This is a genomic window from Amycolatopsis arida (assembly GCF_900115565.1).
Lineage (GTDB): Bacteria > Actinomycetota > Actinomycetes > Mycobacteriales > Pseudonocardiaceae > Yuhushiella > Yuhushiella arida.
On record NZ_FOWW01000001.1, the window covers coordinates 457,543 to 469,999 of the forward strand.

Genomic DNA, 12,457 nt, shown 5'->3' on the forward strand with positions numbered 1-12,457 from the left:
GCTTACATCCGTTCCGGGGCCGAGACCCCGAGCAGCGACAGCCCGTTGGCCAGCACCTGGCGCGCGGCCTCGCACAGCGCCAGCCGGGCGTGGGTCAGCGGGGTGGCCTCCTCGTCGCCCTGGGGCAGCACCCGCGCCACGTCGTAGAACTTGTGGTAGGCCGACGCGAGCGACTCGAGGTAGCGGGCGACACGGTGCGGTTCGCGCAGCTCGGCCGCCTTGCGCAATACGGTCGGGAACTCCCCGATCGTGCGAATGAGGTCACCCTCCCGGGGGTGGGTGAGCAGGCTGAGGTCGGCGTCGGCGCTCGCCCGCAGGCCCAGCTCCGCGGCGTTGCGCTGCAGCGACGCCAGCCGGGCGTGCGCGTACTGCACGTAGTACACCGGGTTCTCGTTGCTGTGCTTGCGCAGCAGGTCAAGGTCGATGTCCACGACCGAGTCGACCGAGTAGCGCGACAGCTCGTAGCGGGCCGCGTCCACGCCCACCGCCTCGACCAGGTCCTCCAGCGTGACGACCGTGCCGGCGCGCTTGCTCATCCGCACCGGCTTGCCGCCGCTGACCAGGTTGACCATCTGGCCGATCAGCACCTCGACCTCGTCGGGGTCGTGACCGAGCGCGGCCGCCGCGGCCTTGAGCCGGGCGATGTAACCGTGGTGGTCGGCGCCCAGCATGTAGATGCACAGGTCGAAGTCGCGCTCGAGCTTGTCCCTCAGGTAGGCGATGTCGGCCGCGATGTAGGCGGGCCGGCCGTCGGACTTGAGGACGACGCGGTCCTTGTCGTCGCCGTAGTCCGTCGAGCGCAGCCACCACGCGTTCTCGGCGGGGTACAGCGTCCCGGCGGACTTGAGCTCCTCGACGACCGCCTCGACCGCGCCCCCGTCGTGCAGCGAGCTCTCGGAGAACCACACGTCGAAGTCGGTACCGAACTCGTGCAGCGTGCGCTTGATCTCGTCGAGCATCAGGTCGACCCCGAGCCGGCGGAACGTCGCCTGCCGCTCCTCCTCCGGCAGCGAGAGCGCGCTGGGCTCCTTGCGCAGGATCTCGGCCGCGATGTCGGAGATGTAGGCGCCGGCGTAGCCGTCCTCCGGGGTGGGCTCGCCCTTCGCCGCGGCGATGAGCGACCGGGCGAACCGGTCGATCTGCGCGCCGGCGTCGTTGATGTAGTACTCGCGGGCGACCTCGGCCCCCTGCGCGGCCAGCAGCCGGCCCAGCGCGTCGCCGACCGCCGCCCACCGGGTGCCGCCCAGGTGGATCGGGCCGGTCGGGTTGGCCGAGACGAACTCCAGGTTGACCCTCCGGCCGGCAAGGCCGTCGCCGCGGCCGTAGGCGTCACCGGCGGCGAGCACCTGGCGGACCAGGGCGCCCTGCGCGTCGGCGGCCAGCCGCAGGTTGAGGAACCCGGGGCCGGCGACCTCGGCGGCCGCGACCTCGTCGGCCGCGACGAGCACGTCGGCGATCGCCTGGGCGAGCTCGCGGGGCGCCAGCCCTACTTTCTTCGCTACCTGCAGGGCCAGGTTGGTCGCGTAGTCTCCGTGCTCGGGATTGCGCGGACGCTCGATCGTCACCGGGTCGGGCAGCACCCCGTGGTCCAGGCCACGGGCGGAGAGCACCTGGACGGCGGACGTGCGGACGAGGTCGGCGAGCGCGGCGGGAGTCACCCGGAGAATTCTAGGTGTGCCCTGGTCGGGGGCCGGCGAGCGGGTGAGCGGTGCATGCCCGTTGACAGCGATCCGACACGCGGTCCTTAGACTGGTTCGGCTCCTACCACTCGACGAAACGCGGGAACATGGCTAGCGGCAGCAAGAAGAAGGGCACGTCGAGCAAGGCCGTCAAGGCCGCCCGCGGCTCTGTGGTCACCAAGAAGCAGACGCCGTGGGGCACGATCATCGCGGTCGTCGCGGTGCTCGCGCTGGCCGGCGGGGTGTTCGGCTACTACTTCGTGGCCTCGGCGGACAAGCGCGCGCAGAAGTCGCGCGAGGAGGCCGCGGCCGCCTTCCAACCGTCGAAGGACAACCCCGACCCGGCCAAGAACATCCCGGGCATCGTGATCCAGGGGTACAACGCGGGCATGCACGTCCTGCCGACCGAGCGGGTGGACTACGACAGGACGCCGCCGTTCGGCGGGCCGCACGACAGCTTCTGGGCCGCGTGCACCGGCATCGTCTACCCGAGCGCGGTGCGCACCGAGAACATGGTCCACTCGCTGGAGCACGGCGCCGTGTGGATCGCCTACAGCCCCGACCTGGTCACCGGCGAGGCGCTGGAGAAGCTGAAGCTGCGGGTCGAGGGCAAGCCGTACATGATGATGTCGCCCTACCCGGGGTTGGACACGCCGATCTCGCTGCAGTCCTGGGGCCACCAGCTCAAGGTCGACAGCGTCGACGACGAGCGGATCGACCAGTTCGTCGCCGCGCTGCGGCTGAACCAGAACACCTACCCCGAGGTCGGCGCCACCTGCGACGCGCTCGGCCCCGGCCAGTTCGACCCGGACAACCCGCCGCCGTTCGACCCGACGCCGCCCGGACCGGACGCCAAGCCGATGGACTACCAGGGCACCGAGGGCGCGACGCCGGACGACATGGGCGCCGGCCAGGGCCAGCTGCCCACCGGCGAGCCGGCGCCGCCGCAGGGAGGCTGACCGGTGACCGACGACGCCGGCGCGGCCGGGACCCGGCCGCCCGCCTGGTCCCGCGTGGTGATCATCGGCGCCGCGACGCTCGCGGTGCTGCTGGTCGGCGCGACGGTCGGCATGCTGCTCACCCAAACGCTGCGGGACGAGCCGCCGCCCTCGCCGGGCGCCGGCTCGGTGGAGGTCGGCTTCGCCCAGGACATGTCGGTGCACCACCTGCAGGCGGTGACCATGGCGAACTGGGCCCGCGACCACAGCGAGGACCGGCGGGTCCGGCAGCTCGCGTTCGACATCGCCAGCACGCAACTCGAGCAGATCGGCCGGATGAAGGGCTGGCTCATGCTGTGGGACCAGCCGGAGCTGCCGGTCGGCGACCACATGGCGTGGATGGCCGAGCCGGGTGGGCACGACCACGGCGCCCCGGCCGCCTCGGAGGCCGACGCGGGCTCGCGGGTGCCGATGCCGGGGATGGCGACCAACGAGGAGCTGACCCGGTTGCGCTCGCTGTCCGGAACCGAGCTCGACGTGTACTTCCTGCAACTGATGCTGCGCCACCACCAGGGCGGCACGGAGATGGCCCGGTACGCGCGGGACCACGCGACCGTGCCGGCCGTGGTCACCCTGGCGTCGAGCATGCTGCGTACCCAGGGGCCGGAGGCGGACCTGATGCGCCAGATGCTCGCCGAGCGCGACGCCCAGCCACTGCCGTTCCCGTAGGACGGGCACGTCCGGGATTCGGGTCGGTGCACCTGGGTTCGACCGTGGCGGGTTGAGCCTCGTCGCTTCGGGTGCACCGTCCCCGTCCCCTTCTGGGGCCGGCATTGTGTTACGGGGTGGGGCTCGCGTCCAGGGCGCCTTCGGCGTCGCTGCGCGATTCGCTTCGCTCACCCTGGACCCGAGCCCCACCCCGCCAAAGCCGGCAAGGACGAAGGGGACGGGGGAGAACCAAGGGCCCCCGCCTCGGGTGGCTCCCCGAGCGCAACGCCGGTGGGGGCACACCCGGTTCCACCCGTCTCGGGGCACCCCACTTCTATGGGGCAAGGGGCTCCAGCCATACCCCCTTCCCAATCCGATCCGAAGCCACCTTGCGGTCAACACAATCAGGCTTCGGGATGGGGACCCAACCCCCGACGCGGCACCGCGCCCCCAGGATCACTGGGCCGGCGGGACCCGGACCTCTACCAGCTCAGTTCCGCGCAGCGGCGGGCCGACTCGCGGGGCTCGACCTGCAGGGTGGCGTGCTCGATGGTGTGGCCGGCCAGCAGCGCCTGCGCGGCGTGCAGCACGTCGGCGGGCTCGGTGTCCGCCTCGACGGTGAGGTGGGCGGAGGCGACCTCCATGCCGGAGGTGAGCGTCCAGACGTGTAGGTCGTGCACGTCGACCACGCCGGGCAGCGCGGCCAACTCGTCGCTGATCCGGCGCACGTCGACGCCGTGCGGGGCGTGCTGGAAGAGGATGCGCAACGCGCGGCGGGCGAGCGTGAAGGTGCGGGGCAGCACGAACAGCCCGATCGCGACACCGATGATCGGGTCAGCGTAGCGCCAGCCGGTCGTCAGCGTGAGCACCGCGCTGACCAGCACGCCCAGCGAGCCGAGCAGGTCGGCGAGCACCTCCAGGTAGGCGCCGCGGACGTTGAGGCTCTCCTTGGCCCCGGAGCGCAGCAACAGGAAGGCGACCACGTTGGCGACCAGACCGGCGGTCGCGGCGAGCAGGACCGGCAGCCCGGGCACGGCCGGCGGGTCGGTGACCCGATCGACCGCCTCGACGAGCACGTAACCAGCCACGCCGAAGAGCAGCACGGCATTGCCGAGCGCGGCGAGCACCTCGGCGCGGTAGAGGCCGAAGGTACGGGTGTAGGTGGGGCCGCTGCGGCGGGCGAGCAGGATCGCGGTGAGCGCCATGCCGAGGCCGAGGACATCGGTGAGCATGTGCGCCGCGTCGGAGAGCAGGGCCAGCGACGAGGTGGTGAGCGCGACCACCAGCTCCACGACCATCACCGCGGCGGCCAGCACCAGCGCCACGGTGAGCCGCCCGACGTGCCGTCCGGACGCGCTGCCCTGGGTCAGCTGCCCGTGTCCGTGCCCGTGTCCCATCGGCTGCCTCCCGTCGGTCGTCCCGCCGCCGGGGGAACATATAGTGATATTCGCATAACTGCAATACAGGTTTGGCTCGCCTAACACTACGACGAGAAGGCGGTCCCCGCGATCCCCCGAGCGAGCCTTCCCCGCGGCATTCGTGGACTTCCCGAGCGGCGGGACCGGAAACCTTGCGCCGGCCGGTAGCGTCGGGCCGGTGGACGTCGCCGTCGTGGGATCCGGACCGAACGGGCTGGCCGCCGCGGTGCTGATGGCGCGGGCGGGGCTGTCGGTGCACGTGTACGAGGCGGCCGAGGAACTGGGCGGCGGGCTGCGGTCGACACCGCTGTTCGACGCCGACGTGGTGCACGACCGGTGCTCCGCGGTGCACCCGATGGCCGCGGCGTCCCGGTTCTTCCGGGAGTTCGACCTCGCCGCGCGCGGGGTCGAGCTGCTCCAGCCGGAGGCCGGGTACGCGCAGCCGCTGTCAGAGGGGCCCGCCGGCGTCGCCTACCGGGACCTGGACACCACGTGCGCGCGCCTGGGCCGGGACGGTGCCCGCTGGCGGTGGCTGATGGAGCCGCTGGTGCGGCGCAGCCAGGGCGTGGTGGACCTGCTGCTGGCCGACCAGCGGCGGCCGCCGCGGGACCCGCTGGCCGCGGCGGCGCTGGCCGCGCGGCTCCCGGTGCACTTCGGCCCGCGGGCGATGTTCGACGGCGAGCGGGCACCCGCCCTGCTGGCCGGGGTGGCGGCCCACGCGGTGGGCCGGCTGCCGAGCCTGCCCGGCGCGGCGGTGGGCCTGCTGCTCGGGCACCTCGCGCACTCCTCGGGATGGCCGTTGCCGCGCGGCGGCAGCCGGCGGATCGCCGAGGCGCTGGTGGTCGACGTGGTGGCCCATGGCGGCACCCTGCACCCGGGCGTCCGGATCGACGACCTGCGCGAGCTGCGGGACGCGACCGTGGTGCTGCTCGACGTCGGGCCGACGGAGTTCCTGCGGATCGCCGGCCGGGTGCTGCCCGAACGCTACCGGCGGAGGCTGGCCGCGTACCGCTACGGGCCGGCGGCGGCGAAGGTGGACTTCCTGGTGTCGGAGCCGATCCCGTGGGCGGACCCCGAGGTGGGCCGGGCGGGGACCGTGCACCTGGGTGGGACCGCGGCGGAGACGTTCGCCGCGGAGTCAGCGGTGGCCGCGGGACGGCGGGCCGAGCGGCCGTTCGTGCTGCTGGCCGACCCGGCGGTGGTGGACGGCACGCGGGCGAGGCCGGGCCGGCGGCCGGTGTGGGCGTACTGCCACGTGCCCAACGGCGACCCGGTGGACCCCGGGGAGCTGGTGCAGGCCCGGATCGAGCAGTTCGCGCCCGGGTTCGGCGAGACGGTGGTGGCGCGGCGCAGCACCCCGGCGCCGGAGCTCGCCGCGTACAACCCGAACTACGTCGGCGGGGACATCGGCGCCGGCGCGGTGACGCTGCGGCAGACGTTCTTCCGGCCGGTACCGCGGCTGGACCCGTACCCGACGCCGTTGCGCGGCGTGTACCTCTGCTCCGCGGCGACGCCACCGGGCGCGGGGGTGCACGGAATGGCCGGCTACCACGCGGCGGCGTCGGCGCTGCGCCGCGAGTTCGGTGTGCGGTCGCTCCCCCCGCTCGGACCCCGGTGACACGGCCGCCGCGCGGGGTGCGCTAAGCTTGCGCAGTCGCGAAAGCGGCGGGCCCTCGTAGCTCAGGGGATAGAGCACTGCCCTCCGGAGGCAGGTGTCGCAGGTTCGAATCCTGCCGAGGGCGCCCACGTCGGAGCCGGAAAACCGCTCCTGACCAGTAGCAATACCAGTCGGGGGCCTTCCCGATTGTCGGCGTTGTCCGGCCGATACCGAAGATCTACGGCTAGTTGTGGCCAAGGCGTGGCCAGGCTTCAGTGATCCAGCCGGTGGCCGAGTGCCGCCTGCGCACGCTGCCGCGCTACCACGTCCTGCCCGTGCACGCAGGCGGCGGAGATCTCCAGGAGCACCGACAACGAGTGCCCTGCCCACTCGGCCACCGTCGCCGGGTCCACTCCCCCGGCCAGCCAGGTACTCGCCGCAGCGTACCGACGGTCGTACAGATCGCCGCGCCAGGGGCGTCGCCTGCGCCTCCTCGGTCAGCGCCTTCTTCCGGGCCGCCCGCCACACCCGCGTGTCAGTGATCATCGGAACGTCACCGCCGCGCTCGCCGCGGAACAGTCGGCCATCCGGCCCATACCCGTAGACCGCGATGCCTGCCAGAGCAGCGCAGTCAGCTCGGGCGGACAGGGCACTGTCCGCCCCTCCCCTGCCGCCCGGGACTTGAGCTGCCGTTGATCACGCCGGTTTCCACCATCGGTTCAGCGTGCGCCGACGTGCGGGGTCGCCTGGCCGAGGTGGAGTTCGCCCCATCCATACTCGTAATCCCGCTTCTCCTCGTCCCATACCGGTTCCGGCCGTGCCAGGTTTCGCTTGTTCAGCGCCGCCGCTTCCTCGGGCCGCAATGCGGCGGAGTGCATCGTCCCCGAAGTATGCGACCAGTCTCGGCCCACCGCGCTCGACGTCTGCCACCGCCCCAGCAACGTTCGCGCCTGGATCGGGTTCGGCACGGCCCGCTTGTCCACCTTGCGCTTACCTTTCGGCATCGCCGTCCACTTGGCACCGACCAGCGGGTTCTCGTCCAAGGCGTCCAGCTCGACGGCGTAGTCCACGACGTTCCACAGGACAGAGCGGTTCCACAGGACAGAGTGCTTCTTTCGGGCGACGGTCGGCGAGAACAGCGTGAGCGCAACGCCGAGGGAAACCGCGATACAACCAGGTCAGCACCAGCAAGAGCGCGAACGATCTTGGGAAGCTACAGCCACGGCCAGGCGACGTGCCGCGTGTGTGGCCATCGTGTGTCCGCTGTGGTGTGCGGTGACATCGAGGAGGTGGACGGGCACGCCCGCGAGGTAGAGGTCTCCGACGAGATCGAGCAGTTTGTGACGGGCGGGTTCGTCGGGGTATCGGGGTGTGTTGTGGTAGCCGTGGGTTCCGAGGATCACGACGGATTGTTCGTCGAGTCCTCGGCCGATTCCTTGTGCCAGGAGGGTGGGGATCTGACCGGCGATGGCGATGGTGCGGGCGGGCGCTACTGCGCCACGGTAGTCGTCGGGCAGGTGGCAACGAATAGTTTGGCTCTGTGGCGGCTGCCGTTTCCAGTGGAAGGTATAGGACCACTGTCCGCTTCCAGGTCGGATGCGAATGGAGGCGTCCTGGCTGCGGAGGTGGATGGGCTTGGGTGGCAGGCGTAGTCGCGCGGAACCGAGGTGATGTGTTCCGGCTTGATCGAGTCCCAGAACGAATTCCGCGGCGCTGCCGTCAAGTGCGGGCAGTTCCGGGTAGGAAAGTTCGATTTCGGCGTCGGTGATGCCCAGGCAGGCGAAGGCGCTCATGAGGTGCTCGACGGTGGCGATGTCGCCGAGTTGGGTTCCGCGGGTTGTGTTGGTGGCCAGGCGTGGCTCTGCGGGCGTGCGGGATCGGCCGTGGTGAAACGCGATGCCGTCACTGCCGGGCCGGATCACGACCCGCACGGGGTTGCCCGAGTGGAGCCCGTATCCGGTGAGCCGGACGGGCTCGGCTGGTGTGCGGCGGGGGTAGGTGGTCATCCGGTGTTGTCGCCCCGCTCGGCCAGCGCCGTTTCCAGCGCTTGGATTCGGTCATGGAGCCGGGGTAGCTGCGCCAGCAGCGCGGCGACGCGCAGTCCCTCGGGCAGTGGCATGGCGGGGTTCCCGTAGTAGGCGCCGGGACGGAGCAGGTCGCGGCTTGTGGCCGTCCGGCCGGCGAGGGTGACGTCGTCGCCCACCACGGTGTGGTCTGCGATACCGGTCTGCCCGCCCAGGGTCACCCGCTGGCCGAGGACGGCACTTCCGGCGATGCCGGCTTGGGCGGCGAGGGCCGAGTGTGGGCCGATCGAGACGTTGTGGGCGATGTGGACGAGGTTGTCCAGCTTTGTTCCCGCCGCCACCGTCGTGGCTTCTGTGGTCGCGCGGTCGATGGTGGTGCCCGCCCCGATCTCCACGTTGTCACCGATGGTCACCCGACCGATCTGCTCGACCTTCCGCCAGGTGTTGCCGTCCCAGGAGAATCCGAAGCCGTCCGCGCCGAGTGTCGCGTGGCTGTGCATCGTGCAGTGCTGCCCGAGCGCGACATCCTGGTAGAGGACCACATGGGGATAGAGCACGCTGCCGGTGCCGACGAGGCAACTCTCCCCGACATAACAGAACGGAAAGATCCTGGCTCCGGGCTCGATCACGGCCGCCCGCTCGACCACCACGTAGGCGCCGATGGCCGCTGTGTCGTGGATGTGGCTGTCGGGATGGATGATGGCCGTCGGGTGGATTCCCGTGGCCAGCGGGAGGGGACGTTTGCACAGGGTGAGGAACTTCTCGAATGCTGTGCGCGGGTCGTCTGCCGTCAGGTAGGGCTTGCCGTCGATGGCTGACCCGGTGGGCAGGATGACGGCGCCGACGGACGCGTGCTCGGCGATCTTCAGGTATCGTTCGCTTTCGCAGAAGGCCAGGCCATGCGGGTCGTCCGAATCGGCGGATGCGGGCCGTTGCACGACGAAGTCGGGTGCGGCGCCCACGGTCGCGTGCAGCAGTGACGCAAGGTCGGCCAGGGTCCATCGGCGATCGCTGTACTCACCTGTCGGCATCTGCTGCCCTCTCTGTCGATGGCGGGACGTGGAACGGGCTGATCCCTCGCCGGGACGGCGCGGTGAGGAAAGCCGTGACCTCGGCAACCATGCCATTCTCGCTGGTACCCGCCGGGTGGCGCTTATCTCGCAGCTGGTGGAAAATGGCGCGGAGGGCGCGGTAGTCGTCCATGTCGATACCGCTGCGCCGCAGCCCTACCGTATTCAAGCCGCGATGGCTGCCTGGATTCCCGTCGACCACCGAAAACGGCAGGACGTCGCGCACGACCTTGGCCATCCCGCCTACCATGGCCTGCCGCCCGATACGGACACGTTGGTGCACACCGGCCATTCCGCCGATCACGGCGTGGGCATCGACCGTGACGTGCCCACCCAGAACCGCGCCGTGGCTGAGGATGACGTGGTCGCCGAGTTGGCAGTCGTGGCCGACATGGCTGTGTCCCATGAGAAAGCAGCCGGCGCCGATACGGGTCGGTCTATCCGTCCTGGTCGCCCGGTGCACGATGGCCGATTCCCTGATGACGGTGCGCCGCCCCACCTCGAGCCGGGTTGACGCGCCCTGGTGCGAGAGATCCTGTGGTTCGCCGCCGAGCACGGAATGCGCGTCGACCCGCACACCTTCGGCGAGGAGCACATGGCTGCGCACGACCGCATGGGGACCGATGCGCACGCCGGCCGCCAACTCGGCTTGCGCTTCGATAATCGCGTAGGGGCCGACCAGAACACTGTCAGCCAGATTCGCCTGCGAGGACACGACCGCGGTGGGATGTATCCGAACCAACCGCGCTCCCTCCTGCAGCGCTATGAGCAATAACACAGTTCACTGCGGCCCCGTTGGCCGCGACCCAAACCTGAGCGGCTGTTACTATGCTACAACAGCATTGTCCATGCAAGCAGCCACTCGTGTGACAAACGATCTCACCGACAATCATCGGGAGGTGTGCCCGCTGCGCATCGCCGTCGTGAGCACCCACTTCCCGCCACGAGCCGGCGGAACTTCCGTGATGGCGGGCACCCTTGCCCGGCATCACGCCGCAGCAGGTCACGACGTTCTCGCCATCACCCTGGCGTATCAGCGGGCCCCGGCCGAGGAAACCGCCGACGGCATTCGGGTGATCCGATTACCGGCACGGGCGTTGCCGGACAACACGATCGTGTCGAACTTCGACCTCGCGTTCGCGCTTCGGTGGGGCAACGGTCAGCGTGTGGACCGGATACTCAATACCTTCCGGCCGGATATCGTTCACCAGCACGGCCAGTTCTACCTGACCTGGCTAGCCGGCCTGTGGGCACGCCGCCACCAGGTGCCCACGGTCCTCACTCCGCACACCCGGCTCCGCACTCCGATGCGGCTGCTCAACGTGGCACTGTGCGGGTTCGACATGCTGGTGGTACGGCCGATCCTCGCCTACCTTCGCCCGGCGCGGGTGGTGGCGATCGACACCATGTTCAGGAAATACCTCATCCAGCGGTACCGCGTGCGTGACGAGCAGATCGTGTCGGTGAGCGCAGGGGTAGAGCTCGACCGCTTTCAGGGCGTGGATGTCTCGGCCGCACGTGCGTGCCTGGCACGGCGGTGGGGGCTGGGTGCCGGCCCGGTGATCGCCTCACTCGGACACGTTGTCCCTGGTCGTGACCGGCTGGCGTTAATCGAGGCGTTACCCGAGGTGCTCGCGCGCCACCCGGACACCAGGGTGCTCGTGATCGGCGGTGTCTACGACCACCGTTTCCGCCGTCGAGCAGACGATCTGGGCGTGGCCGACGCGATCGTATGCGCAGGCACCGTGCCGCCCGACGAGATTCCCGGGCTTCTCGCGGCGGCCGACATGGAGGTCCACGACCTGCGTGGCCTCGGTATCGGTGTCGCGACCCTGGAGGCCATGGCCGCGGGCACCCCGACCGTGTTGGGTGAGCGATCGGACTACTTCCCGCAGGCGACCTTGCGCGACGGCGAGCACACCTTGCTGATCGAACCGGCGGACCACACCGCACTGGCCCGCGCGATCAACCACTTGATCGACAATCCCGCTCGTGCCGAGCGAATTGGCGAGTGCGGGCAGCAATGGGTGCGCGACCACGCCGACATGTCCTCGATCAGTGCCCAGTACCTCGCGCTGATGGACGACCTCACCAGAAACGGCCGTCATACCGCCAGATGACGAAACCCCGGCCACGGCACCAACCAGGGCTCGGTGCGGCCGGTAGCACGCCACACCGGACTGTCCTCGGTGAAACCGAGCAGACCGGTGACCGTTCCGACTGTGCCTAGCCGGCGCACGTCGGCGAACTGTCGCCGAGCTCGGGCCGACGGCGCAGGTCGCCGCCCACCGTGCCTTGGCCTCGCTCAGCTTGTTCCTCGCCGAGCGCGTTCGCCTGAGCCGCCATGCCGGGTCGGGCCGTTCGCTCCGGTGCGATCGGCTACGGCCTACCAAACTAGCGGCGTACCTTGAACTTCAGGTGTAACACCCGGTCGCCCTGGATGACCACGTGGGGATCCTCCAGTAGATGCTGCCCATCGATGCTGCCGAAGTAGCGTTTGCCCGACCCAAACACCGCCGGCACCACGTCCATCGCCACCTCGTCCACGAGGCCGGCCGCGAAGATCTGGCTGCCCACTTCGCCGGCGTTCACCGCGACGGTTCGCTCCCCGGCGAGTTCCTGGGCCTTGTCGATCGCAGCCGTCACGTCGTCGACGAAATGGTACGACGCCTCGGGGTGCCAGCCTTCGGGCTTGGGCCGGTGGGACACCACGACCACGTGATCGCCCGCGGGCGGCTGACCCTCCCAGCCGTTCACCAGGTCGAACAGGTTGCGGCCCATCACAATGGTGCCGATCTCCTCCCACATCGGCCGGACGTACTTCGCCGATGCACTTGAGACCTTGAAGCCGCTTCCAGCTCCGGAATGATCGTACTGCTGGTCACCAGCTTCGGTGATCGGGGTGTCTCCGTTGAAGTACCAATCGTGGAGTGGCCCGACGTCGTCGTTCTCGTCGGCGATGAAGCCGTCCACCGACACCACGTTGTGCATGATCACTGTGCCCACGGTTTCTCCTCGAGTCT

12 protein-coding genes and 1 tRNA gene are annotated in these 12,457 nt (G+C 70.2%); 5 read left to right on the top strand and 8 right to left on the bottom strand.

Translation table 11 applies throughout. The features are described from left to right. Positions 1-2: 2 nt before the first annotated feature. Complete coding sequence (argS, locus tag BM051_RS02205; protein WP_092527129.1) at positions 3-1,658, bottom strand: arginine--tRNA ligase; 1,656 nt, start codon at positions 1,656-1,658, stop codon at positions 3-5. A gap of 128 nt (positions 1,659-1,786) precedes the next feature. Between argS and BM051_RS02210 the strand changes: the two genes are divergently transcribed. Next, positions 1,787-2,638 carry a thioredoxin-like domain-containing protein gene (locus tag BM051_RS02210; protein ID WP_092527132.1) on the top strand — a complete coding sequence of 284 codons (852 nt, stop codon included), beginning with the start codon at positions 1,787-1,789 and terminating at the stop codon, positions 2,636-2,638. 3 nt (positions 2,639-2,641) lie between these two features. After that, a complete protein-coding gene (locus tag BM051_RS02215) occupies positions 2,642-3,346 on the top strand; it encodes a DUF305 domain-containing protein (RefSeq protein WP_243859504.1) in 705 nt (234 codons plus the stop codon). 461 nt (positions 3,347-3,807) lie between these two features. On the opposite strand, the gene BM051_RS02220 is transcribed toward BM051_RS02215, so the two are convergent. Further along, a complete protein-coding gene (locus tag BM051_RS02220) occupies positions 3,808-4,722 on the bottom strand; it encodes a cation diffusion facilitator family transporter (RefSeq protein WP_092527135.1) in 915 nt (304 codons plus the stop codon). Between the two features lie 199 nt (positions 4,723-4,921). On the opposite strand from BM051_RS02220, the gene BM051_RS02225 reads away from it, so the two are divergent. Together BM051_RS02225 and BM051_RS02230 are read left to right on the top strand one after the other, a co-directional pair. Further along, the gene (locus tag BM051_RS02225) at positions 4,922-6,361 is read left to right on the top strand and encodes a phytoene desaturase family protein (RefSeq protein WP_134046128.1); all 1,440 of its coding nucleotides are present in this window, start codon (positions 4,922-4,924) and stop codon (positions 6,359-6,361) included. A 51-nt stretch (positions 6,362-6,412) separates the two neighbouring features. Then, positions 6,413-6,485, top strand: a tRNA-Arg gene (locus BM051_RS02230). A 127-nt stretch (positions 6,486-6,612) separates the two neighbouring features. Here BM051_RS02230 and BM051_RS30245 read toward each other — a convergent pair. The 5 genes from BM051_RS30245 to lpxA form a co-directional block, all read right to left on the bottom strand. Then, positions 6,613-6,738: a hypothetical protein gene (locus tag BM051_RS30245; protein ID WP_279587041.1), complete on the bottom strand. Its 126-nt coding sequence runs from the start codon at positions 6,736-6,738 to the stop codon at positions 6,613-6,615. A gap of 321 nt (positions 6,739-7,059) precedes the next feature. Beyond that, complete coding sequence (locus BM051_RS29550) at positions 7,060-7,410, bottom strand: hypothetical protein (RefSeq protein WP_243859505.1); 351 nt, start codon at positions 7,408-7,410, stop codon at positions 7,060-7,062. Between the two features lie 108 nt (positions 7,411-7,518). Beyond that, the gene (locus BM051_RS02240; RefSeq protein ID WP_092527138.1) at positions 7,519-8,346 is read right to left on the bottom strand and encodes a UDP-3-O-acyl-N-acetylglucosamine deacetylase; all 828 of its coding nucleotides are present in this window, start codon (positions 8,344-8,346) and stop codon (positions 7,519-7,521) included. Further along, positions 8,343-9,395 (bottom strand): UDP-3-O-(3-hydroxymyristoyl)glucosamine N-acyltransferase, encoded by a 1,053-nt coding sequence (lpxD, locus tag BM051_RS02245; RefSeq protein WP_166677692.1) that lies wholly within the window; start codon positions 9,393-9,395, stop codon positions 8,343-8,345. Before lpxD ends, BM051_RS02240 begins: the two co-directional genes overlap by 4 nt. Then, positions 9,382-10,212, bottom strand: coding sequence for an acyl-ACP--UDP-N-acetylglucosamine O-acyltransferase (gene lpxA, locus BM051_RS02250; RefSeq protein ID WP_279587042.1), 831 nt, complete (start codon positions 10,210-10,212; stop codon positions 9,382-9,384). The genes lpxD and lpxA overlap by 14 nt, the downstream gene beginning before the upstream one ends. An 88-nt stretch (positions 10,213-10,300) precedes the next feature. Between lpxA and BM051_RS02255 the strand changes: the two genes are divergently transcribed. Beyond that, the gene (locus tag BM051_RS02255) at positions 10,301-11,554 is read left to right on the top strand and encodes a glycosyltransferase family 4 protein (RefSeq protein ID WP_166677693.1); all 1,254 of its coding nucleotides are present in this window, start codon (positions 10,301-10,303) and stop codon (positions 11,552-11,554) included. A 274-nt stretch (positions 11,555-11,828) separates the two neighbouring features. On the opposite strand, the gene BM051_RS02260 is transcribed toward BM051_RS02255, so the two are convergent. Beyond that, the gene (locus BM051_RS02260) at positions 11,829-12,440 is read right to left on the bottom strand and encodes a dihydrofolate reductase family protein (protein WP_092527156.1); all 612 of its coding nucleotides are present in this window, start codon (positions 12,438-12,440) and stop codon (positions 11,829-11,831) included. Between the last annotated feature and the right edge of the window lie 17 nt (positions 12,441-12,457).

Excerpts from the sequence above, each read along its gene's own strand:
- BM051_RS02220 (WP_092527135.1), bottom strand. The coding sequence starts at position 4,722 with ATGGGACACGGGCACGGACACGGGCAGCTGACCCAGGGCAGCGCGTCC.
- BM051_RS02240 (WP_092527138.1), bottom strand. The coding sequence starts at position 8,346 with ATGACCACCTACCCCCGCCGCACACCAGCCGAGCCCGTCCGGCTCACC.
- BM051_RS02210 (WP_092527132.1), top strand. The coding sequence starts at position 1,787 with ATGGCTAGCGGCAGCAAGAAGAAGGGCACGTCGAGCAAGGCCGTCAAG.
- lpxD (WP_166677692.1), bottom strand. The coding sequence starts at position 9,395 with ATGCCGACAGGTGAGTACAGCGATCGCCGATGGACCCTGGCCGACCTT.